The sequence below is a fragment of the Mesorhizobium sp. C264A genome (assembly GCF_040324515.1).
Taxonomy (GTDB): Bacteria; Pseudomonadota; Alphaproteobacteria; order Rhizobiales; family Rhizobiaceae; genus Mesorhizobium.
This window is the reverse complement of sequence record NZ_JAMYVY010000002.1, coordinates 2,374,799-2,396,254: the sequence shown is the minus strand read 5'-3', so window position 1 is coordinate 2,396,254 and position 21,456 is coordinate 2,374,799. Positions and strand designations below refer to the sequence as shown.

22 protein-coding genes and 1 pseudogene are annotated in these 21,456 nt (G+C 62.1%); 10 read left to right on the top strand and 13 right to left on the bottom strand.

All coding sequences use genetic code 11. From position 1 onward, the window contains the following. Positions 1-4: 4 nt before the first annotated feature. The 5 genes from NKL04_RS30765 to NKL04_RS30745 all read right to left on the bottom strand — a co-directional run bounded on the left by NKL04_RS30765 (position 5) and on the right by NKL04_RS30745 (position 4,692). Positions 5-1,651, bottom strand: coding sequence for an autotransporter-associated beta strand repeat-containing protein (locus tag NKL04_RS30765; protein ID WP_156951461.1), 1,647 nt, complete (start codon positions 1,649-1,651; stop codon positions 5-7). 110 nt (positions 1,652-1,761) lie between these two features. Beyond that, positions 1,762-1,917 carry a hypothetical protein gene (locus tag NKL04_RS30760; protein ID WP_156033724.1) on the bottom strand — a complete coding sequence of 52 codons (156 nt, stop codon included), beginning with the start codon at positions 1,915-1,917 and terminating at the stop codon, positions 1,762-1,764. 469 nt (positions 1,918-2,386) lie between these two features. Beyond that, the gene (locus NKL04_RS30755) at positions 2,387-2,680 is read right to left on the bottom strand and encodes a hypothetical protein (RefSeq protein WP_023704064.1); all 294 of its coding nucleotides are present in this window, start codon (positions 2,678-2,680) and stop codon (positions 2,387-2,389) included. Between the two features lie 192 nt (positions 2,681-2,872). Beyond that, entirely contained in the window at positions 2,873-3,244 is a 372-nt protein-coding gene (locus NKL04_RS30750; protein WP_352724839.1) for a sensor histidine kinase family protein, read from the bottom strand. Beyond that, positions 3,241-4,692 (bottom strand): PAS domain S-box protein, encoded by a 1,452-nt coding sequence (locus NKL04_RS30745; RefSeq protein WP_352724837.1) that lies wholly within the window; start codon positions 4,690-4,692, stop codon positions 3,241-3,243. The genes NKL04_RS30750 and NKL04_RS30745 overlap by 4 nt, the downstream gene beginning before the upstream one ends. 128 nt (positions 4,693-4,820) lie before the next feature. Between NKL04_RS30745 and NKL04_RS30740 the strand changes: the two genes are divergently transcribed. Beyond that, positions 4,821-5,189 (top strand): response regulator, encoded by a 369-nt coding sequence (locus NKL04_RS30740; protein WP_023671108.1) that lies wholly within the window; start codon positions 4,821-4,823, stop codon positions 5,187-5,189. A gap of 435 nt (positions 5,190-5,624) precedes the next feature. Here NKL04_RS30740 and NKL04_RS30735 read toward each other — a convergent pair whose 3' ends face one another. Both NKL04_RS30735 and NKL04_RS30730 read right to left on the bottom strand, forming a co-directional pair. Next, complete coding sequence (locus tag NKL04_RS30735) at positions 5,625-5,783, bottom strand: hypothetical protein (RefSeq protein WP_023671107.1); 159 nt, start codon at positions 5,781-5,783, stop codon at positions 5,625-5,627. A gap of 129 nt (positions 5,784-5,912) precedes the next feature. Further along, entirely contained in the window at positions 5,913-7,913 is a 2,001-nt protein-coding gene (locus NKL04_RS30730; RefSeq protein ID WP_023686481.1) for an AI-2E family transporter, read from the bottom strand. Between the two features lie 185 nt (positions 7,914-8,098). On the opposite strand from NKL04_RS30730, the gene NKL04_RS30725 reads away from it, so the two are divergent. Both NKL04_RS30725 and NKL04_RS30720 read left to right on the top strand, forming a co-directional pair. After that, positions 8,099-8,332, top strand: a complete 234-nt coding sequence (locus tag NKL04_RS30725; RefSeq protein ID WP_023671105.1) for a hypothetical protein — start codon at positions 8,099-8,101, stop codon at positions 8,330-8,332. A gap of 237 nt (positions 8,333-8,569) precedes the next feature. Next, entirely contained in the window at positions 8,570-9,610 is a 1,041-nt protein-coding gene (locus NKL04_RS30720) for an aminopeptidase (RefSeq protein ID WP_032997286.1), read from the top strand. Between the two features lie 29 nt (positions 9,611-9,639). Here NKL04_RS30720 and NKL04_RS30715 read toward each other — a convergent pair whose 3' ends face one another. Continuing rightward, the gene (locus NKL04_RS30715) at positions 9,640-10,845 is read right to left on the bottom strand and encodes an ROK family transcriptional regulator (protein WP_023700960.1); all 1,206 of its coding nucleotides are present in this window, start codon (positions 10,843-10,845) and stop codon (positions 9,640-9,642) included. 145 nt (positions 10,846-10,990) lie between these two features. Between NKL04_RS30715 and NKL04_RS30710 the strand changes: the two genes are divergently transcribed. The 7 genes and pseudogenes from NKL04_RS30710 to NKL04_RS30680 all read left to right on the top strand — a co-directional run bounded on the left by NKL04_RS30710 (position 10,991) and on the right by NKL04_RS30680 (position 17,936). Beyond that, positions 10,991-12,256, top strand: coding sequence for an ABC transporter substrate-binding protein (locus tag NKL04_RS30710; protein WP_023700959.1), 1,266 nt, complete (start codon positions 10,991-10,993; stop codon positions 12,254-12,256). Between the two features lie 93 nt (positions 12,257-12,349). Then, positions 12,350-13,285 carry a carbohydrate ABC transporter permease gene (locus tag NKL04_RS30705; RefSeq protein ID WP_023700958.1) on the top strand — a complete coding sequence of 312 codons (936 nt, stop codon included), beginning with the start codon at positions 12,350-12,352 and terminating at the stop codon, positions 13,283-13,285. Beyond that, positions 13,278-14,183 (top strand): carbohydrate ABC transporter permease, encoded by a 906-nt coding sequence (locus NKL04_RS30700; RefSeq protein WP_023671100.1) that lies wholly within the window; start codon positions 13,278-13,280, stop codon positions 14,181-14,183. The genes NKL04_RS30705 and NKL04_RS30700 overlap by 8 nt, the downstream gene beginning before the upstream one ends. A gap of 25 nt (positions 14,184-14,208) precedes the next feature. Continuing rightward, positions 14,209-15,315 (top strand): ABC transporter ATP-binding protein, encoded by a 1,107-nt coding sequence (locus NKL04_RS30695; protein WP_023700957.1) that lies wholly within the window; start codon positions 14,209-14,211, stop codon positions 15,313-15,315. 68 nt (positions 15,316-15,383) lie between these two features. Then, a pseudogene (locus NKL04_RS30690) lies at positions 15,384-16,111 on the top strand (SDR family NAD(P)-dependent oxidoreductase). Further along, positions 16,108-17,127, top strand: coding sequence for a sugar phosphate isomerase/epimerase family protein (locus NKL04_RS30685; RefSeq protein ID WP_023700955.1), 1,020 nt, complete (start codon positions 16,108-16,110; stop codon positions 17,125-17,127). Before NKL04_RS30690 ends, NKL04_RS30685 begins: the two are co-directional and overlap by 4 nt. Continuing rightward, positions 17,124-17,936: an SDR family NAD(P)-dependent oxidoreductase gene (locus tag NKL04_RS30680; protein ID WP_023700954.1), complete on the top strand. Its 813-nt coding sequence runs from the start codon at positions 17,124-17,126 to the stop codon at positions 17,934-17,936. Before NKL04_RS30685 ends, NKL04_RS30680 begins: the two co-directional genes overlap by 4 nt. A 408-nt stretch (positions 17,937-18,344) precedes the next feature. Here the strand turns inward: NKL04_RS30680 and NKL04_RS30675 are convergent, their stop codons facing one another. The 5 genes from NKL04_RS30675 to NKL04_RS30655 form a co-directional block, all read right to left on the bottom strand. Further along, positions 18,345-18,779 carry a hypothetical protein gene (locus tag NKL04_RS30675; RefSeq protein ID WP_023671095.1) on the bottom strand — a complete coding sequence of 145 codons (435 nt, stop codon included), beginning with the start codon at positions 18,777-18,779 and terminating at the stop codon, positions 18,345-18,347. Positions 18,780-19,460: 681 nt separating this feature from the next. Beyond that, positions 19,461-20,009 (bottom strand): dihydrofolate reductase family protein, encoded by a 549-nt coding sequence (locus tag NKL04_RS30670; protein ID WP_023700953.1) that lies wholly within the window; start codon positions 20,007-20,009, stop codon positions 19,461-19,463. A 170-nt stretch (positions 20,010-20,179) separates the two neighbouring features. Then, the gene (locus NKL04_RS30665; protein WP_023733541.1) at positions 20,180-20,449 is read right to left on the bottom strand and encodes a hypothetical protein; all 270 of its coding nucleotides are present in this window, start codon (positions 20,447-20,449) and stop codon (positions 20,180-20,182) included. 59 nt (positions 20,450-20,508) lie between these two features. Then, positions 20,509-20,718, bottom strand: a complete 210-nt coding sequence (locus tag NKL04_RS30660; RefSeq protein ID WP_023671091.1) for a hypothetical protein — start codon at positions 20,716-20,718, stop codon at positions 20,509-20,511. Positions 20,719-20,836: 118 nt separating this feature from the next. Then, complete coding sequence (locus NKL04_RS30655; protein ID WP_023700951.1) at positions 20,837-21,412, bottom strand: DUF308 domain-containing protein; 576 nt, start codon at positions 21,410-21,412, stop codon at positions 20,837-20,839. Positions 21,413-21,456 lie beyond the last annotated feature (44 nt).

Here is a 21,456-nt window from a genome sequence, read left to right as displayed (position 1 = left end):
CCGCCTATCGAGCCGGAGCCGCCCAGCGTGCCGCCGCTGTTGACCGTCGTTTCGGTATTCCCAAGCGAACCTTCGACGACGAGCTTGCCCCCGTCGACCTGGTGCGGCCGGAATAGGTGCTGTCGCCGTTGAGCACCAGGGTGCCGGCGCCCTCCTTGTAGACGCCGCCCACGCCGCTCAGCTCGCCATTTGCGGTCAGCGTCGTACCCGCCGCCGCGCGGAAGTAGCCATAGGCGGAAGTGAGCTTGACATCGCGGCTCATGGCGAAGCTTGCTGTCGTGCCGAGTTCGCCGCCGTCGAGTGTCAGCAGGCCCGTAGCGGCACCCAGATTCTGGTCCGACGCGACCGAGATGCTTTTGCCGGTCCCGACCTTGGTGCCGCCGCTGTGGGTGTTGGCACCGGTCAGCGTCAGCGTGCCGAAGCCTTCGATGTCGACGCTGCCCGAGCCGGAGATATTTCCGCCGAAGGTGTGGGGGCCGAGGTCGAGAAACGAGACAGCGCCGTTGTCCAGGATGTCGCCACGGATCGCCACGGTGTTGCCGGCAAGCGTTCCTGCATTGACGATGTTGCCACCCGTATAGCTGTTGGACAAATTGCTGACGTTGAGCGTGCCGGCGCCGCTCTTGACCAGTGTGCCGGTGCCGGTCACCTGGCCTGACACGTCCAACTGCGTGCCTGCCACCGTGTCGAACCCGCCGGTCGAATTGATCAGGACATTGCGATTGGTGGCGAAGCTGGTGGTCGTGCGCAACGTGCCGCCGTCGAAGGTCAAGCCGCCCGAGAGGGCGCCCAGATTGTTGTCACTCGAAATTTGCAGGGTCCCGCCGGACAAGGTCCAAGGCGTGACGGCAGTTGTCGTCCCCGTTAGGGTCCAGGTGCTGTTTCCGGTTTTCTCGTAGAACCCAAACCCGTCATATTTGGCGCCAGCGCCGATCTGCGACACACCGAAACTGGCGCTGATATCGCCACCCAGCTTGAATGTATCCGCGGCGCTGAAAGCGACCACATTGCCTATGATGGTGGAGCCGGCCTGAATCTCCAGCGAATTGACGCCGCCGGTGAACTGGATGGCTTTGCCGGCTGCCGGCGTTCCGCCACCGGTGCCGACGGCACCGCCGCTGATCGTACCCGCATTGATGACCCCGATGTTGGCGCCCTTGATCCCTGCGGCGCCATCGCCGCCTGCCAAGGAGCCCTGACCGCCACTGCCGCCAACGATCGTCGCACCTAGCTTGTTGATGACGGTTCCACCTGAAAGCAGCAGAACAGCGGCGCCACCGTCCCCACCGCCGCCGAGAACTGTTCTTCCACCGGCACCCCCGAGCAGATTCCCGCTGTTCTGGATTGTCCCGCCGCCCATCAGGACGATGGCAGCTGCGCCGCCGCCACCACCTGCTTGGACCCCAATTGTGGAAAGACTCGTGCCGCCGGTAACGCTGCCGCCCGCCTCTACAAACACGTTTGCGGACGAGAATATGCCGACGCCGCCACCACCGCTGCCGCTGTTGCCATTGGTCCCACCTCGGCCGCCAGTGCCACCACTCACCGATCCTGTGCCAGTGACTGTAACGTCGGCCGTGGCACTGACGCCCACACCGCCACCGCCACCGCCGCCGCTCCTGACGACGCCATTCGTGCCAGGGGAGCCCAAAGCGCCGGCCCCGCCGCTGATGCTGGTTGCAATGGTCCCGTCTGTCGAGATGACCAGACCCGTAGCACCAGTGGCACCGGCAACGCCATTTGGGTTGTTGGCTGTCCCACTTACCGCTCCCGATCCTCCTGGCGCCCCGTCACCCGTCGTGAGGTCAATGCCGCCACCACCGCCACCAGCGGTCGCGCCATTGGCGGCATTCTGACCCGTGGCACTCGCGAGCGCGCCGTCAACGCCACCTTGTCCAGCGCCTGCGCTGCTACCATTGCCGCCATCGGCCCGAGCCGGCGCGGCGCTCAGCGCAAGGGCAACAGTTAGGATCGTCAAGGCGGAAGTGCCGGAGCGAAGCGACACGACTTGCGGCAAGCGCGCGAGATGCAAAACCCAAAACCCATCACGCGCAATCCGCTCCGCCATGCCTAAGCTCCCTGATTCCTGAGTGCGCGAAGGCAGCATGAAAGCTATTCGCCCGCAAGAAGTTTATAGTCGTGAGAGCTACCAAGAAGCTAACGGTGATCAGTAAAATGAAGTCTGCGACTTTTGAGCGACAGAAAATAGTCAATATTAGATATAGCTTATTAAACAGAGACCTTACGGAATCGCGAGAACAATCTCGCTGCATGAATTTATGCGGAAACGTTCGGACCTCCTGGGCCCAGCCGATCCCATCGGGCGGAGGTGAGTTTCGCCTCTACGGGGCGATGAGGCGCTAGGCTGCCCCTTGGGCGACCCTCACTATCCTGCAAGAAGTGATTCTGTAATCGACTCCCACTCTGCGTCTAGCTTGCCAGTTGCCACAGGCTGCCCGGCGCGGCGGTACCAGTAGGCTGCATTAGAAAGGTCGCCTTCTTTGCGGTGCAGATAGGCATGAACCCATACAGAGGCCGGATCAGATTCGTTGGCCTGCACACACTCATGCGCCCGCTCCCAATCGCCCTGTCTATCCCACCATAGAGCGTGGAGCGCCATCCCAAGATTCGCCGGGGGCTCTACACCCTGAAGGGTCGCACGGAACTCGTCGATGTCCATAGTTACCTCGCCTCTGGCTACGCCGGTCCTGTCCCGTTCCGTGCAACGAAATGCGCCCTCTGCCGGTGATTTGCTCTGCCGACTTTAGCAATGGCTCTGGCGATCTTTAGCGGAAACGGGGTTTTCGCTCGGCAAAGGCCGCATCAAGGGCTTCCAATTGACGAATGCTCGTTGCAGGGCTGCTTCCTGCTTCTAAGCTTCATGGTCGGCAGAAGCTGCCACGGAAACCAAAGGCGCTTCCAGGCTCCATGTTATGCCATGCGGACCGTGTTCGAGAATTCCCTGCCCACTGACCGCTGCGGGCGCAACCCGCTTCAGCACAACGGTTCCAAAGCCACCTTGTCCGACAGTCTGGACCTGCGGACCATCGGATTCGGCCCAGGTGAGGTGAAAGAGCCTCGAAGCACCGGAACCGGTGATGCCCCATGTGACCGAAATCCGGCCCTTGTCCCCTGAGAGCACGCCGTATTTGGCCGAGTTGGTCGCCAGTTCGTGGAAGGCAATCCCGAGATACTGAACTGCGTTGGGACTGAGCACCAATGATGGGCCCGACATTTCGATCACATCCCCCGCGGGAAAGGCTCGACCTGGGCCGCCAAGAGGTCGCTGATCGTGGCACCCTTCCAATCCGCCGAAACAAGCAGGTCGTGAGATCGCGACAACGCCATGATGCGCTCGCGCACCTGGGTTTCAAAGTGTTTTGGCGTCTCCGATCGCTTGTTGGTCTCCCGGATCATCGACAGGATGACCGAATACTGGTTTTTCACCCGGTGGTTGACCTCGCGCATCAGCATGCGGATGCGGTATTCATTCTCCTTCGCCGACGTGATGTCTCGCGCTATCTTCGATGCGCCGGTGATCTGCCCGGTTGCGTTACGCACGGGCGATATCGTCAGCGAAACCGGAACCAGGCTGCCATCCTTGCGCAGGCGGGTCGTTTCGAATGGTTCGACGCGCTCGCCGCGGCGAATGCGTTGGAGGATGCGGGGTTCCTCGTCCTGATGGTCTTCGGGGATCAGCATGGTCACCGACCGGCCAATCGCTTCGTCGGCGGTATAGCCGAAAAGCCGTTCGGCGCCGTGGTTCCAGCTTTTTATGATGGTGTTGAGATCCTTGCTGACGATAGCGTCAAATGAGGATTCCACGATCGCTGACAGGTGCTGCCTGGTTTCTTCGGCACGCTGGCGGTCCGTCAGGTCCAGCAGCATGTTGACGGCGCCAATCAGAGCGCCGTGCTCGTCCCGCAGCGGTGTCGGGTAGGGCAGGAACGGAAAAAACGATCCATCGGGACGCTGCGCAACAGCTTGCTGATTGCGGACCGGCCTGTTCTCCTTGAGCGCGATGGCCATCGGGCATTCATCGTGCGGCAATTCCTTGCCGTCGGCACTGAACAGCTTGAACGTCACACACCATTTATCCTTGCCGACCTCAGGCTCCCTGCCTGCCAGATCGGCCGCGGCGCGGTTGTAGTAGGTGATCGTCCCATCCTGATCGGTCGTGTAGATGGCGACGGGTAGGCCGTCGAGTATCTGGTGATAGGTACTGTCATGCTGCCTGAGCTCCGAGCGGGTGTGCACCAAGTCGGTTACATCGACCGTGAAGCACCGGGTGTTGATCAGCTTGCCGTCCCGGAAATGTCCGCTTGAGGTGACTTCGACGTGCTTGATCGATCCATCGCTGGCCCTCAATCGCGCCGGATATCTTACGATCTTCTCGCCATTGGCAAGGCGACCCAAAATGTCCTCTATGACGTCCCGGTCGGGATAGAACTCGGCGATGTGGCAACCGAGGTAGTCCTCTGCGGGATAGCCGAGAAGGTCGAGCTCAGCCTGGTTGGCATGCACGATTACGCCGTCTGCGTTCACCAGATGGAGGGCAACGGCGCCGTTTTCGAAGAAATCCTTGTAATCGAAATCCAGACCGTCATTGCTGGACACCCCCGGGTTTTCGAAGGCGACAACATTCGCCTGTGTTGCTTCATGCATCCCAAACACCTTGTCCAGTCCAACCAAATATAATGCGGCTTGGATCAGTTGGTTCCCATTGCTCGCGGTCTCGACCCGCTGCGTACGGGAACCGGACCCTAAAAGGGTCGTAGCCTCGACTCGTCTTCCATCTACAAACGTGCGATCATCCGCGCATGGGCAAACCCTTGGTCCTTGTCGTCGACGACGAAGCCTTGATAGCACTGGATATGGAGTCCACTCTTTCGGAGGCGGGCTTTGCCGTGGCATTGGCGGCGACATGTTCCCAGGCGAAACGTTTTCTTGCGGACCATACCCCCGCCGCAGCGATCCTGGACGTAAGGCTGTCGGACGGCGAGGCTGTTGACGCGGCAAAAACCTTGGCAGGGCGGGCGGTTCCTTTCATCGTCTATTCCGGCCTGGGGCTCGAGGAAACCCCCGAAGCGTTCTCGTCCGGCGTAAGAGTGATGAAACCCGCCGGACCTGCAGAGGTGGTCCGGGCTCTCAAAGCGATGACCGCCGGGCAGCAGAAGGCGACGGGATAGCCGTGCTCTGAGCACCTTCGGTCTAAACTAGCCAGGCGCTGCCGGAGCAGCTGCCGTGCCTCACGGAGCAGCGAATTGCGGCCGGTGCCGATCAGGCGAACAAGGTCGCGCGCTTGATCCTCGGTGATGCCGGTCTCTTTGGCAGTTGACAGCACCAGTGCTTCATTCCCTTCCACTTTCTTAGGGTTGTGCTCGTCCTTGCCCGTGCTGATCATGCCTTCTCCATCGGCTCAACGCCAGGATCTGAGACTCATTCTTCGACGCACGGTCAACCTCGCTGTGCCGCGTTTGAGCGACAGAGATAGCGGGTCAATTATTGCGTTGCCAGAAACGATCCTGGCAACAGCCAAGTGGCCGGGTCCGTTCGTACGATAAAGCGCCCCGCGCAGGGACGGCGCCAGCATGGGCCAGATCGACCAGACAGATTGACCGGTCCTATGCCTCTCCGAAATCGGTTTCGTTTCTTGACGTCGGTTGCCGCTCGTAGTCAACGGGCGGCGGCAGGAGCATGATTTCGGTCTCCTTGCGGCCGAACTCTCGGCCGATCTGGAACGCCGCGTAGATCGCGCCGAGGCGGATAAGGAATCTAAGCATGGGGGTTCTCCTTCGATGTTAGGAACCGCAAGGCCGCGAGATTGTTCCATGGTTTGCGAGTGGGGACGATCTTGCCGTCGCACCAGGCATTCCAGCGCCGGCGCGGCAATCTGAGACATGGCGGTGCGGCTAGGCTGTTGCGGCCGTTGCCTGGGCCGGGATCCGTTTTCGAGGGGCCGGACGGCGTCGATCGCGGCGTTTCGAAACGACTTTGAGGGGAACGGCCGGCGCTGGAGAAAGTGCGCCAAGCACAGCGTTGACCATGCCGTGCGCTACGAAATCGGCGCTGATGTCGGCGGCCAAAGCTTGCCTTTCTTGCCCGACATCGCCCTGCTCCGCGTCTGACCAGAACACAATCCCAATTCTCAAACCTGCCTTGGCGCGCTTCAGTCTCCGGACCAGAAAGCGGGCATGCTTGAGCGAATCCCGGTTCAGGAAACCGACCACGACGGTGTCGATCGCCTCTAGTTCGAGACGACGAATACCTGCCGGCTCCATATCGACAAAACTGGCCTTCGCCACCGTAGCACCTTGCACCTCCAGCACCTGAGCGAGCATGGCGGCAGCGGCATCGTCGAGTTCGCCGCGACCGCCGGCACAAAGCACCGACATGTCCTTGCCGTCGGGCAGCTCGATCTCTTCCTCTTCGACGCCATCTGTTTCCCTGCTCGCGCTCCCTTCCGCGGTGGTTGCCGGCGCATCTTCCTCGCTTGCCTCTTCCTGTGCATCGTCGGCAAGATTTGCCACAAGAATTTGGGCGCTCGCCGCCACCTGCCTTCGCTGTTGATCGCCCATCACGCCACGCATGCGGTCCTGCTCGCCCAACAGGAGAGCAGGAATGGCGACAGTGTCGTAGAAATCGATCAGGTACTTCTCCTCGAGGATCTCCTCGGCATGGTCAGTGGCCTCGTCGGGATCGCCGGCCAGGAGCCGTTGATAGAGCCGGGCGTGAGATTCAAGGACGGGCTCGTTGCCAAACAGGACGTCGAGAAATTCGAACTGCGGAACATGTCGCCCGAGGACGACGAGGCAAACTGTCAGCGGCGTCGAAAGGACCAGGCCGAGCGGCCCCCACAACCATGTCCAGAAAATTGCCGCAACGATGATTGCCAAAGGAGAAAGTCCCGTGCGCGAGCCATAGAGCCACGGTTCGATGACGTTGCCGGTTACCAATTCCATGACGACAAACAGTGCGGCGGTCCACAGCACCAGCGACCAGCCGGGCGCAACCGCCAAGGCCAGAAACAAGGGCAGCAGCATGCCGATAACAGGGCCGATATAGGGAACGAAGCGCAGCGCCAGTGCCAGCAACCCCCACAGCAGCGCGTTGGGAATGCCGAGCACCCAAAGGCCAATTGCGATTGGTATCGCGTAGACGATATTGACCACCAATTGCATGATCAGATAACGGCCAACCCGTTTGCCGGCATCCTGCAATGCCTGCGTTGTGCGATGGAGGTCGCCATAGCCGACGAGGCGGATAAACCGGTCGCGCAGATCCTCGCGCTCAAGCAACATGAAGATGACGACGATGATGATCAGGCCAGCTGATGCCAGCGGGCTGATCAACGGTCCGATGATGTTCTGCAATACCTCCAGAGGTCTCTCGCGGGCGACGATCTCGACGGGAACAGGCTCGCGCCGGGGCTTGTCGGCCGCAGGCGGCGCCACATCCTGCTTGTCGATCTCCTGACCGACACGCTCGATCACCCCGCTCAGCCTGGCAATTATGCCGCCACCAACGCCCGTCTCCTTGAGGGAACGTACCTTGGTCAGAATGTTTGTCTGGTAGACGGAAATGTTCTGAGCAAGCTCGCTTACCTGGGTCGCAACAATGAAGCTGAACAGGCCCAGGGCCGCGAATGCGCCAATCACGCTCAGAAGCACTGCGGGCAGCCGAGGCAAGCCGACACGCTTCAGTGCGGAGACCATCGGCACCAGAGCAAAGGTCAAAAGCAGCGCGATGGCAATGGGAAGGAACACCTCACGACCGAAATACAGCGCAGCTACTGTCGTGACGATGGTTGCCACGGTAGGCAGAGCTGTGCGCGGATGGGCATTGCCTGCCGCAAGAATCCGTCCTAGCCCCCGCTCGGACGATGAGATGTCGTTTCGACGATTGGCAGCCACGTGATTCCCCCCGTTTCCTAGCGATAGTTAGACCCATTCGCCTGCCGGGCAATGTTTAGCAGGGCCGAATACATACGTTTTGCGGTTTTGCGCCCTGGGCGCTGTGCTCTGACGGTTCAGTCGATATCGTCGGAGCCGCAAATCTGTGGTAAAGCCGCCGCCCAACCAACCAAAGGACGACATCTGTGAGCGAACCGACTGTGGCCGAAGCGACCGAAAGTATCTATGCCTCGCTGCGGGCGGACAATGCCGACATCGACGCCCATATCGCGACGCTCAAGGCTGCGCTGACACGAGAGGGCGCAAAACAGGCGGTGTTCGATCCGGCAAAATTGGCGCAGAACAACCGCTCGGGCCGTAAGTTGATGCAGGCTTATTTTCGCCAGCGCGGCGTGAGCGTGAGGTTTTCGGACCAGTAGCGCGCTGCAGCTTGGGGAACGGCGTCCCAACGGACGGTCCGTATCTCGCCCGCTCCGCCCTGCGGTGGACTTTCGTCAATCCTAGGCGAATGCCCGCATTGCCCTGCCCAGGTCGGTGTCGCCCCCTGCCCCTGCAGCTCTTGACGGAAACCGGTGCCTCCTGTTTGAGGTGGGCCAGGACGTTTGCTGCATGGGGAGATGGGCAAGGGTGGGCAAACAGTGAAGCGCGTTCTTCAGATGCTTGCCGCGGCGATCATCGCGTCCGGGGCGACCGGCTGCACGAGCATTTCCTACTACGCGCAGTCGTTGCAGGGTCACGCGCAGATCATGGCCGCGCGCAGGAATGTCGGGAAACTCATCCTTGACCCTTCGACGCCCGAGGCATTGCGCGCGAAATTGACGTCGGCCAGCGCGATAAGACGGTTTGCGACGGATGAACTGGCATTGCCCGAGAACAGCAGCTACCGCAGCTATGTCGACATCCATCGCGACGCCGTGACCTGGGCCGTTTTTGCCGCGCCGCAATTCTCGCTCGCGCCGCGAACATGGTGCTTTCCGGTTTTCGGCTGCGTTCCATACCGGGGTTATTTCTCCCGGAAATCCGCGGCTGAAAGCGCTGTCGAGCTCCAAAGACAGGGCCTCGACGTCTATGTCTCGGGCGTCACCGCCTATTCCACGCTTGGCTGGTCCAGTGACCCGCTGCTGAGCACGATGCTTCGTCAGGACGACACCTATCTCGCAAGCCTTGTTTTTCATGAACTGGCGCATCAGCGCTTCTATGTCGATAACGATTCCGCATTCAACGAGGCGTTCGCCGTTGCCGTCGAAACCAGCGGCGTCAGGAAATGGCTCCGCGCCGCCGGCGACCGGGCCGGATTGCGCCGATACGAAGCCGACCGCAAGCGCGGCGCCGATTTTCTCGGACTGGTGTCGAAAACGCGCGACGAGTTAAGGCAGGTCTATGGTAGTCCCCGCACCCCGGAAAAGATGGCGGCCGCCAAGGCAGCAACCATCGACCGGTTGCGGATGCGCTATCGGCGGATGCGCGACAGGCACTGGGCGGGATACCGGGGATACGACGCCTGGTTCGCTGCCCCGATCAACAACGCCAAGCTCGCCGCAACTTCTGTCTACGGTGAACAGGTTCCGGCCTTTCTTCGCTTGTTCGACCTGTGTTCCGGCGACTATCCGAGGTTTTACGCTTCTGTCCGGCGGATCGCGGATTTGCCCAAATCGTCCCGCGCCGAAGCGCTCAAGGCTGCTGACACGTGCAATTGACTTGAACAAGCACAGGCAGGTCCTGACGATCACCCCAGCGACAGTTCCTTCGTCTGGTGTCTCAAAACGAGGCCGACCGCGCCCAGCAAGGCATCGTTCTCGGTGTGCTTGCCAACGATGATGCGCGTGCGCAGCGCGGGAGCGACATCCCGGGACTTGATCAGCGTGTGGCGTTCATAGGACGCGATCAGCGGCGTCAGCAGAATGTCCCCTGCCAAAGCCATGTGGCCGCCGATGATGATAAGCGGCGGATTGAGCACCGAGCCGATCAGGCCGAGACCCCGGCCGGCGATCTCGGCGGTATCCTCGATCATCCGCAACGCCCTGACGTCGCCCTGCTCGGCCATGGCGATGACATCGTCCATGGTGACTTGCCGCCCAACGACACGCGAGATCTGTTCCAGCGGTCGGGTAAAACTCGCGTAGAGCTCCAGGCACCCGCGATTGCCGCAGCGGCAAAGGTCGCCGCCGGGATCGATGCTGATGTGCCCGAATTCGCCGGCGCCGCCGGCGACGCCCGTCACCAGCCGGCCATGCTGGACAATGGCCCCGCCGACACCCAGATCGATCTTGAACAGCACGAAATCGTCCTGGCCGACGGCCGCACCCCACATCAGCTCGGCAATGGCCGCGCAGTTGCTCTCGTTGTCGGCGAAGATCGGCTGTTCCAGAACGGGTCCGAACACATCTCGTATGTTGACGCCGGCCCATGTTGGAACCATGCTTGCGCGCAGCACCACTCCATCGCGGCTGACAGGGCCGGAGACGGAGACACCAACCCCCAGGAGCCCCGCCATCGGCAGACCATTTTCCCTGTAGGATTGGGCAATCGCCGATTTGACCGCCTGGGCCGCCTGTTGCGGCTGGTAGTCCAGCGCCATTGGAATATTTTGTTCGGCAATGACGGAATGCGAGACATCGGCGACGATGAGCCGTATCTGCTGAAGAGCCAGGTGAATGCCGACGCAGGTGCCCGCTGTCGGATTGAGCGTCACCGCCGCGGCTGGCCTGCCGATGCCTCTGATGCCGTCGCGGCTGGTCGGGGCTTCGATCACCATTCCAGACTTTTTCAAGCCGTTAAGCGCGGTTGACACCGTCGAGCGCGCCAGACCGGTGGCGCGTGCGATCTGCAACGCCGAGAGTGCGCCGCGCTCGCTCAGGCAGCGCACGATCATGCTCTCCGGCGACGCGGAGGGTCTGTCGATCAGCCAGGTTCTAAGCGAAGGTTTTGTCATAGCTCAACATAAACATCGTTGACTGATAGCTCCAATATGTCATCTTGGAAAGAACTCGAGATTGACGCATCTCGCCGGCGGCGGCTTCAAACCGCGGCCATAAGCGGTCGAGACGAACCGTGCAACACGATATGGGAGTGAAACGATGAAGTCCGTCATGACCGCGCTTGCGGCCGCTGCTGCGTGCACATTTTTCGCCGGGGCAGCCTTCGCCGAACCCAAGACGAACCTTTTGCACCAGTGGGCGACCGGATCGGACGCCCAGGCGATCGCCAAGCTCGGCGAGATGTTCACCGCCAAGGGCGGCAAATGGGAACAGACCTCGATCGCCGGCCACACCGCCAATACGCTGGCCAAGCTGCGCGCCGACGTGATCGCCGGCAATGCCCCGCCTGCCGTGCAGCTCAAGGGCCCTGAGATCGCCGAATGGAACGAGACCGGCATGACCGCCGATCTCGACGAGTTGGCGGCCTCGGAAGGGTGGGAGAAAGTGGTGGCGCCGGAATTGCTTCCGGTGATGAAGCCGACCGGCAAATGGGTCGCCGCGCCCATGAACATCCACCGCATCAACTGGCTCTGGGCCTCGCCCAAGGTCATGCAGGCGGCCGGCGTGGCGGAAATGCCGAAGACCTGGGCCGAGTTCAATGCGGCCTGCGACAAGATCGTCGCCACAGGCAAGATCTGCATCTCGCATTCGACCGCCGACTGGACGGATTCGACGGTGTTCGAGGTCGTGCTCTACGGCCAGGACATCGATCTCTACCGCAAGGCCTTCGTCGAAGGCGATGTCGAGTCCATGCGCAGCCCGGGGATGGTCAAGGCCTTCACGCAGATGCGCCTGATGACGAGCAGGTACATGGATCCGGGCATGGTCGGCCGCGACTGGGATTCGATGTCGGCGCTCGTCGGCAAGGGCGACGCGGCGTTCCACATCATGGGCGACTGGACGATCGGCCTTTTGACCGCCGCCGGCTTCAAGGAAGGCACCGACTATGTCTGCGCCCAGGCGCCGACCGATTGGGGCAAACCCGGCTTCATCCTCAACTCGGACTCGGTCGTGTTCTTCAAGCAGAAGGACCAGGATTACATCGACGGCCAGAAGCTGCTGGCCAGCCTGATCCTGTCGCCCGACTTCCAGACGGTCTTCAACCAGGCCAAGGGCTCGATCCCCGCACGCCTGGATATCGATCTGTCGAAGGGCTTCAATCCGTGCCAGCAGCTCTCGCAGAAGGATCTGCAGGCTTCGATCAAGGAGGGCACGCTGGTCCGCTCGATGGCGCACAACATGACCATCCCGCAGAAGATGCGCGGCGCGATCATGGACTCCATTACCGAGTTCGTGGCGACGCCGGACATGTCGCCCGAGGATGGCGCCAATGCGATGGCCGACGCGGCGGAAGCACAGAAATAGACGGGAATGGCCGGGCGCCATCCGCACCCGGCCGTCCGCCATCCTGGTCCCGCGCTCCGCCAGTCCTGTGCTCTGCCAATCTCCGTGCTCTGAATGTCAAATCACGACCTGATCCTGTCGGTACCGGCGCCCGCCCGCCCCTGGCGCGAGCGGCTGGGCTCCGCGATGCCCTTGCTGGTGCTCGGCCCCTCTCTCGTGGCGAGCTTCGTCTACGTCTTCGTGTTCACCGGCTGGACGCTCTATATCTCGCTGTCCAACTCCTCGCTGCTGCCGACCTACGGCTTCGTCGGCCTGGACAACTACGCGTCGCTGTGGGCGAACCGGCGCTGGAACATCGCCTACAACAACCTGTTTTTCTTCAGCGCTTTCTACATCGTCGGCTCGATGGCGGTGGGACTGCTGCTGGCGATCCTGATCGACCAGCGCGTGCGCGGCGAAGCGGCCTGGCGCACGATCTTCCTCTATCCGCTGGCCGTCTCCTTCATCGTCACCGGCACGGTCTGGAGCTGGCTCTACAATCCGACCGACGGCATCCAGGCCATGGTGCGCGGTTTCGGCTGGGCGAGCTTCAGTTTCGCACTCGCCAGCGACCGGCACTATGCGATCTACGCGGTGATCATCACCGGTGTCTGGCAGGCCTCGGGCTTTGCCATGGCGCTGTTCCTGGCCGGCCTGCGCTCGGTGGATCAGGACCTCGTCAAGGCCGCGCAGATCGACGGCGCATCGACGTTCCGCATCTATCGCAAGGTGCTTCTGCCAACCATTGCGCCGATCTTCCTGGCGGTCGCCGTCATCCAGATCCAGTTCGCCATCAAGACCTTCGACCTCGTGGCGGCCCTGACCAAAGGCGGCCCGGGGATCTCGACCACCTTCCCCGCCATCTACGTCTATGACCTGATGTTCCAACGCGGCCAGATCGGCGAAGGTGCGGCCGCCGCCATCATGATGCTTGCCGCTGTTGCCGTGGTGCTGGTGCCCTATTCATTCTGGGTGGTCTGGCGCCGGCGCAAGGAAGCCGGCCATGGCTGACGTCTCCCTGGACCAGTCGCTCGACCGTCGCGCTGCCGCAGTCGCGTCGCGCCGGCATTTTCTCACCCGCTTCGCCATCTATGGGCTGCTGGTCGTCTTCGCGGCGATCTACCTGGTCCCGTTGCTGGTGGTGGTGCTGAATTCATTCCGCGACCAGCAGGAGATCGCGCGCAACGGGTTGATCTCGCTGCCGCGCAGCTTCCGCCTCGATGCCTGGGGCCAGGCCTGGAGCACCTATTGCATCGGCGGCACCTGCGAGGGCATGCAGCGCAACTTCTACAACTCCCTGAAGATGACGATCCCGGCCACGATCATCTCGACGGCGGTCGGCGCGATGAACGGTTACATCCTGTCGAAATGGCGCTTCAGAGGTTCGGAAGCTTTGTTCACCTGCATGCTGCTCGGCGTCTTCATTCCGGGCCAGATTTCGTTGATGCCGTGGGCGTTCATCCTCGGCAATCTCGGCCTCAGCAATTCGGTCTACGGGCTCGTCCTCATCCACGTCATCCAGGGCATTTCGTTCACCACTTTGTTTTGCCGCAACTACTACGTCAGCATCCCCGACGACCTGATCAAGGCGGCGCGCATCGACGGCGCCGGCTTCTGGCGCATCTTCCGCAAGATCATTCTGCCGCTCTCCTCACCGATCCTGATCGTCACGGTGATCTGGCAGTTCACCGGCATCTGGAACGAATATCTGTTCGGCGTCGTCTTCACCTCCGGGCAGCAACAGCCGATCACGGCAGCGCTCGTCGCGCTGACGGCAAGCGGCACCAATGTGCGCGCCTACGATGTCATGAGCGCCGCCGTGCTGATCGGCGCGCTGCCGCCGCTGCTGATCTATCTCTTCGGCGGCAAGTATTTTGTGCGCGGCCTGACGCAAGGTGCCATCAAATGAGGCGCGATCAAGTGAAGGGCATCGCATGTCGACATTGACCATCCGATCGCTGCGCAAGAACTACGGTGCGGTCGAGGTGCTGAAGGGCGTCGATCTCGAGGCGCAGGACGGCGAGTTCATCGCGCTGGTCGGACCCTCCGGCTGCGGCAAGTCCACTCTGCTGGCGATGATCGCCGGGCTTGAATCTGTTACCTCCGGCGAGATCCGCATCGACGGAAGGCTGGTCAATTCGGTGCCGCCGAAGGACCGCGACATCGCCATGGTGTTCCAGTCCTACGCGCTCTACCCGACGATGACGGTGCGCGAGAACATCACCTTCGGCATGGAAAGCCGCCGCGTCCCGAAGCCGCAGCAGGACGAGGCCGTCAGTCGAGTTGCTGCCTTCCTGCAGATCGAACCGCTGCTTGGCCGCAAGCCCGGACAGCTCTCGGGCGGCCAGCGCCAGCGCGTCGCCATGGGCCGGGCGCTGGTTCGCGATCCCAAACTGTTCCTGTTCGACGAGCCGCTTTCCAATCTCGATGCCAAGCTGCGGGTCGACATGCGCACCGAAATCAAGAAGCTTCATCACCGCGTCGGCAAGACCACGGTTTACGTCACCCACGACCAGGTCGAGGCGATGACGCTGGCATCGCGCATCGCCGTGATGCACCAGGGCGAGGTCCAGCAATTCGACGATCCCGCCACGATCTACAACCGTCCGGCCAACATGTTCGTCGCCGGCTTCATGGGGTCGCCGGCGATGAATTTTTTGGCCGCGGAACTGAGCCAGGAAGGCGGCCGCCCGACTGTCGTCCTGCAGACCGCCGACGGCAAGACGGCCAGCCTGCCGATCGTCCAGGCGCTCCCATCCGACACGCCGCGACAGCTTGTGCTCGGCATCCGTCCCGAGCATATCTACCGCTTCGATCCCGACCTTGCGCGCCGCAAGCCGGGCATCGCGCAGATCGATGCAGTGGTCGAACTGGTCGAGCCGACAGGCGCGGAGACCATGGCCGTCCTGCGCCTGGGCGGCAAGGAAATCACCGGCCGTTTCGACCCCGACGGCACGCCGCTTATGGGCGAGACGGTGACGCTCGGCATCGACATGGCGCGTGCGTGCCTGTTCGACCCGACGACTCAACGCCTGATCTGACCGAAGCTTGATCTGAAAAGAGTTCCGCCTTGTCCTTCGCCACCTATCCGAGCCTGTCCGAGCGTGTCGTGCTGATCACCGGCGGTGCGTCGGGCATCGGCGCCGACACGGTCCGCGCCTTCTGCGCCAATGGCGCGCGCGTCGCGTTTCTCGATCTGCAGCAGGAGGCCGGCGAGCAGCTTGCCCGCGACCTCGCCGCCGCGGCAGCGCACGCGCCCCTGTTCCTGCGCTGCGACGTGACCGATATCCCCGCCCTCCAGGCCGCGATCGGCACGGTGCGCGACCGCGTCGGGCCTGTCGCGGTGCTGGTCAACAACGCCGCCGACGACAATCGCCTCTCGGTCGCCGACGTGACGCAGGAATACTGGGACCACGCCCAGGATGTGAACCTCAGGCACCACTTCTTTGCCGCCCAGGCCGTGCATCCGCACATGCAGGAATTGGGCTTTGGTTCGATCGTCAATTTTTCCTCGATCGCCTGGCGTTTCGGCGCATCAGAGATGGCCCCTATGCGGCGGCCAAGGCTGCGGTGGTCGGGCTGACCTTCGCGCTGGCGCGGGCGTTTGGCCCCGACAACATCCGCGTCAACGCCATCGAGCCGGGCGCCGTCATCACCGACCGGCAGCGGGAGCTTTGGTACAAGACCCAAGGTTCGGTCGACCAGGTCGTGCAGCGCCAGGTGATCCGCAAGGTTCTGCTCGGCGAGGAGATCGCGCGCACGGTGCTGTTCCTCGCCGCCGACGACAGCCGCATGATCACCAAGCAGTCGATCACCGTGGATGCCGGCCTGAGATGACCACACCTGACTCAAAGGATCGCTTCATGCTCGAGGTCGGCCTGAACCCCTACGGCCTGACCTATCATCTCGGCCTCCAGGGCCGCGGCACGCCACGCGCCAATCCGCAGCCGGCGGGGCTCGAAGGTTTCATCGCGCTCGCGACCGAACTCGGCGCGCGCGTGCTGGAGATCTGGGTGCCATGGCTGAGCGAGCTTTCCGACGACGCGGTGATCGCGCTGCGCGAACGGCTCGCCGGCCTTGGCATCACGCCGGTCGTCAGCGGCGGCCTGCTGGTGGGCGAACCGCTCGACGATGCGTTTCGGGCCGCGCGCCTGCTCAAGGCCAAAATCATCCGGACGGCGCTGACGCCCATTCTCTGCGGCGACCGCAACGCCGCCGGCGAAAAATGGAGCGAGTACGTCGGCATCATTCGAGAGCGATTGGTGGAATGGGGTCCCCGCGCGAATGCCGAAGGGTATGTCCTTGCGATCGAAAACCACCAGGACTTCACCAGCCGGGAACTCGTCGAATTCTGCGCGCTAGGTGGTGACAGTGTGGGCGTCACCTTCGACACCGGCAACACGTTCCCGGTCGGCGAAGCGCCGCTCGATTTTACGAAGGTGATCGCCCCCTATGTCCGCCATGTCCACCTCAAGGATTACCGCGTGCAGTTCACGACCGAAGGTTACCGGCTGATCCGTTGTGCCATCGGCGACGGTGCGGTGCCGTTTGCCGAGCTGTTCGCCATTCTTGGCCAACACCACGATCGCATGACCGCCGTCCTCGAACCGGGCGCATTGGAGGCGCGGCATGTCCGCTATCTCAGCGACGACTGGTGGCGCGGCTACCCCGAGAAGACGGCGCGCGAATTTGCCGCCTGCCTGGCGGCCGCGCAGCGCAACCGGCTGCCCGACGATGCCGACTACCGCACGCCTTGGGAGCGCGAAGCCGACGTCTCATTGGTTTCCTATGAGCTCGACATGATCCGGCGCAGCGCCGCCAACATGCGCAAACTGATGGAGCATATCCGATGACGGCACGTGAACTCGATGGATTGACCGCCTTCGTAACCGGCTCCGGCCGTGGCCTCGGCCGCGTGATGGCCGAGCGCCTGGCCGAACTCGGCGCCAATGTCGCGATCCACGACATGGACGAGGAAGCGCCGGCGAAGTACGGCGAGTTTGCCAATCTCGGCGAAGTGGTCGAGCGCCTGAAGCGGCACGGCACGAAGGTCACGTCGGTGACCGGCAACATCGGCGACCAGAAGGCGGTTGCCGAGATGAAGCGCAGGATCGAGGCCGATCTCGGCGACGTCCATGTGCTGGTCAATTGCGCTGGCGGCGACATCGGCGCCAAGGGCGGCAAGCCGAACCCGAACAATGCCCTCGACATCGAATTGGACGACATCCGCGTGCTCACCGAGAACAATCTGATCGGCACGATGCTGGTCTGCCAGGCCTTCGTGCCGCCGATGAAGCAGCGCGGCGGCGGCTCCGTCATCAACATCGCGTCGGCGGCGGCCCATCTCGGCTGCTCGCCCGAGGTCGTCTATTCCACCTTGAAGGCCGCGGTCGTGCATTACACCCGCTGTCTGGCCAAGGAACTGATCGACGACGGCGTGCGCATCAATGCGGTCAGCCCCGGCGCCACCAAGATGGCACGCTTCCAGGCGACCCGCACGGTCGATCCGGAGCGCATGGATTCCAGCCGCAAATCGCTGAACCGCTATGCCGAGCCGGAGGAGATCGCCGAGGCGGTGGCCTTTCTAGCCGGCCCCCGCGCACGATTTATCAACGGGCAGGTGCTGCGGGTGGATGGCGGGTTTACGATCTTTCCGGGGTGATGGGGGAGGCCTCGAATTTCAATTTCGGGGCCGAAAGCGGAAGGTCCGTTTTCGGGATTCCTGGGTTAAATTGCCCCCTCACGCCTCGAGCTTTTCGCAGCGTCAAAACGGCTGTGGAGGGATTGGCAGGCTATACCGCTGACGAAGCGCACATGTGACGCACCGAGGATAAGTAACCCCGCTTGGTCACGCGGGCGCTGCCGACCGGTTGGTCGAAACTGGCGCTGGCACTCGCTATTCACGAAATTGCCGATCACCCTGACGAGGTCCACTAAGCAATGGTGAACGTCATTTCTGAAGTCGCAAGCAACTCGGCCGCCCTACTCCATTGAGGTCAGCCATGACTTCGCGGAGCCGACGCAATCTCTGCTGGAGCCTGCATGCTTCTTCAGGCGCGAGCGCTGTGTCTCAGTGCGGCATGAATCCTTTTCTCAGCCAAGCCAATATCTTGCTCCCATTGAGGACCCTGCGGACACGCCCGGCGGCCCAGCCAGCCTGCATGGTGGCGCCGGTGTGGCAACTGCAGACGATCTCATGCAACTGCCAATCGGAGAGTTCGAAGAAGCGTCTGGCTTCCCCGTAGGTATCCGATTGCATGCCCGACGCACGCAGCAGTGGATCGTCAAAGGCGACACTGATCGCCGATCCGACCGCGCGCGCTTCTCCGCGGACAGAGGGATGCAGATGCTCAGTCCCGGTGAGAGCCACAAGGGAGCGCGTCGGATTTCGATAGAGCAGTTCCGCCCACCGCTCTATCCGTTGCGTCCTTGTAGCCAGCAGAGCCGGCGATAGTGGACTGATGTCCGCGACTGACTGGAGTTGATCGAGTGTCTGGTGCTTCATGACTGCCTCCTGTTGGTCGTTCCAATCCCTAGGCCTTTGCTGCAGGATTGGCTCACACGCTAAGCCGCCTCGTAAAGGAGCGGCGGCCGATCAGGTGTTGCCACCAATCGCCCACAGGCACCGCGCGGCGGCATCTGCAGCGACACCAACTGCATTCCTTCGCCAATGTTCCAGCGGGATGAAAAAAACTGTGCGGCCGGCCGACCCGACGGACCCGGCTGGCGCACGCAGGATCCTGAACTGCTGGACGATGATGACGCAGGCCTGGAAAGGCGGCTAGGTTGGACCTTGCTTTTCAGGCTTGACCATGATGTTTCACTACCCGCTCGGTCATCGCGGGAAGGCCAGGAGCAGAGCCGCTGGCAACGGTGAGTTGCGGACGAGGGCGGGCGGTGGAGGACGACGCCCTTGGGCCGCCAGGTCACTGAAGGACCAACCGAAGCGGCGCTTCGGGCGTAAAAGCGATGTCCTTGTAGGTCTGCAATGTCTACTTATGGAGGAACGGCGGCAAGGCCTCTTTGACCGGCATGGGGCGCATTGCTGACCGGCAGATTTTCGGCCGACAGCAGACCCTCTGCTGCTTGGGTACCCAGCACGCAAGCTGACATGTGAGACCTCGGTGCGAAGGCCGGGACCAGGCCCTCTCCAGGTTCGCATGTTGGCGCTGAAGCGCCTTATCGTTCAGCCTCGCGGCACATAGATCATATGAACCGTATCGTCATCGATCAATGTGCTCGACACCAGTTGCAGCGCAGGCCTTGCCTCGTGGAAGAAAGGCTTGCCCTTGCCGAGCACGAATGGCCTCACGTGCAGGTGATATTCCTCGATCAGGCCCAGCCCGGTCATAAGACCGGCCAGTTCCGGACCGGAAACGCTCAGGGTACCCTCCGTGCGGGCCGCGATCTCGCGAATCTGCGTTTCAATATCTCCGGAGATGAGGGTGGCGTTTGGGCCTACCCGTGAAAGTGTGCGCGAAACGACCCATTTGGGCAGCTTGCGCCAGAGTGTCGCGAACTGGCGAAGCGGAGCGTCCCATTCCGCGTGATCATCGTCCCAATAGCGCATGACCTCGTACATCCGGCGGCCATACACAGCGCCGGTATGGTTGCGAATCGTCTCGATCCAGTACTCGAAGTGCTTCTGGCTTGGTGCGCCCATGACCAGATTTCCGGCAAGGTCATCGACATAGCCATCGATGGAAACGTTCATTCCCAAGATAAGTTTGGCCATAAGCAGCGCCTTCACATAGTCGGTTCACGGACTAACCGCTTGTAATTTGCAAGCAGTCAGACGCTATAGCAACTGATTGCAAATCGCAAGTAGCATAGAAAGAAGCGTTCGTGCCGCAAACGAGCCCTGCCTTGTCCCATCAACCCTGCATCCGTCCCGGCTATCGCCCTCTAGGCCTGCCTTCCCGAATCAAGCTGCACCCCAAGTCGCTCGTTCCGTCTCCACCGCACCACGGCGCGATAGCTGGTATGATCGACCGGCACGTGAAGCACGAAACGGTCGGGGATTGCGATATCGGCCTTCACCCGCAGCTCCGCGCCATGGGCGTGCTGGTTACAAACCAGACAATTGATACTGGCGTCGCCAACGCGGATTGTCGCTTCCTTCAGAACAAGATCACGGATAAGCGACCGTCGCTCTATCGGTGGGTCAGCCGGCATTGCCTTATCCCTCTGATTTGACGACCTGAAACTCTTCTGAACCCGGAATGGAAAGCGCACTACCGGCCCAGCGGTTGCCTCGAAAGACTGACGAGCTCGGCTTCGTCGACCACGCCGGCCATATAGTTCGCGATAATCCGGGATGCGATGGCGTCGCGTGCTTCGGGCGACTGACCGTCGCGCTTAAGCTGCTCGAATACACGGCCCAACAGCTCGAGTTCGGATGGCTGCAAAACGCCGGCCTCGGTGGCTTTGCGTCGAATGGGCATTTGTGATCCTCCACTACGGTCAACAACATACGACCGCGGCAGGGAAACTCAACTCACCTGTCGAGGGCGCCGCGCGGGCGGCGCCGACCACAAATCCCGTTTTCGAAACGCGACGCCCTCAGCCGGCGGCCTCAGCCGCCTTGCGCCGCGCGTCGCTGACCGTCAGCCAGACTGCCGAGACCAGGAAGTAGAAGGCGCCGAACGCGGCATAGGGCGCGACATCGGTGATCCCGACCGTCGCATCGCTGCCCGCCATCTTCACGAAAAAGATGCCGGCGAGCGCCGACTGGGCGCCGCTCAGCACCATTGCCCACTGCGCGCCGGACTTCCAGCGCCGGACCGCGGTTGCCAGCTGAAAGAGGCCCGACAGGACCGCCCAGACGCCGAACACCGCGAGCACCGCATTCATGCTTTTGCCCAGAGCAATGGCGACCGCCGCCGTGGTGATGATGCTGATGACGAAGTTCAGCAGCTGCGTTTTGTTGCGGCTTAGCCCACCGCTGCGCTGGGCGTCGACGAAATTGGCCAGCGCATCCCAGGCGGGATAGGCGACCAGCATGATGGCTGCCAGGGACGGCATTGTGCTGGCGACGGTAAAGGCCAGCAGCACCCAGGCGGCCGCCACGGCAAAGCGTATGAAATAGTAGCTCTTGAGCCATGAGGATTGGTTGGCTTCATTCGTCTTGGCAAGCATTTTCGGATTTCCCTTTTTGTGTTTACCTACTAGAAGGTAGGCAT

Coding starts and splice junctions, on each gene's coding strand:
- NKL04_RS30700 (WP_023671100.1), top strand. CDS start 13,278: ATGGCTGACGTCTCCCTGGACCAGTCGCTCGACCGTCGCGCTGCCGCA.
- NKL04_RS30705 (WP_023700958.1), top strand. CDS start 12,350: ATGTCAAATCACGACCTGATCCTGTCGGTACCGGCGCCCGCCCGCCCC.
- NKL04_RS30695 (WP_023700957.1), top strand. CDS start 14,209: ATGTCGACATTGACCATCCGATCGCTGCGCAAGAACTACGGTGCGGTC.
- NKL04_RS30660 (WP_023671091.1), bottom strand. CDS start 20,718: ATGCCCATTCGACGCAAAGCCACCGAGGCCGGCGTTTTGCAGCCATCC.
- NKL04_RS30685 (WP_023700955.1), top strand. CDS start 16,108: ATGACCACACCTGACTCAAAGGATCGCTTCATGCTCGAGGTCGGCCTG.
- NKL04_RS30680 (WP_023700954.1), top strand. CDS start 17,124: ATGACGGCACGTGAACTCGATGGATTGACCGCCTTCGTAACCGGCTCC.
- NKL04_RS30655 (WP_023700951.1), bottom strand. CDS start 21,412: ATGCTTGCCAAGACGAATGAAGCCAACCAATCCTCATGGCTCAAGAGC.
- NKL04_RS30710 (WP_023700959.1), top strand. CDS start 10,991: ATGAAGTCCGTCATGACCGCGCTTGCGGCCGCTGCTGCGTGCACATTT.
- NKL04_RS30735 (WP_023671107.1), bottom strand. CDS start 5,783: ATGCTTAGATTCCTTATCCGCCTCGGCGCGATCTACGCGGCGTTCCAG.
- NKL04_RS30715 (WP_023700960.1), bottom strand. CDS start 10,845: ATGACAAAACCTTCGCTTAGAACCTGGCTGATCGACAGACCCTCCGCG.
- NKL04_RS30720 (WP_032997286.1), top strand. CDS start 8,570: ATGCTTGCCGCGGCGATCATCGCGTCCGGGGCGACCGGCTGCACGAGC.
- NKL04_RS30670 (WP_023700953.1), bottom strand. CDS start 20,009: ATGGCCAAACTTATCTTGGGAATGAACGTTTCCATCGATGGCTATGTC.
- NKL04_RS30755 (WP_023704064.1), bottom strand. CDS start 2,680: ATGGACATCGACGAGTTCCGTGCGACCCTTCAGGGTGTAGAGCCCCCG.
- NKL04_RS30665 (WP_023733541.1), bottom strand. CDS start 20,449: ATGCCGGCTGACCCACCGATAGAGCGACGGTCGCTTATCCGTGATCTT.
- NKL04_RS30760 (WP_156033724.1), bottom strand. CDS start 1,917: ATGGTAGCAGCGCAGGCGCTGGACAAGGTGGCGTTGACGGCGCGCTCG.
- NKL04_RS30740 (WP_023671108.1), top strand. CDS start 4,821: ATGGGCAAACCCTTGGTCCTTGTCGTCGACGACGAAGCCTTGATAGCA.
- NKL04_RS30675 (WP_023671095.1), bottom strand. CDS start 18,779: ATGAAGCACCAGACACTCGATCAACTCCAGTCAGTCGCGGACATCAGT.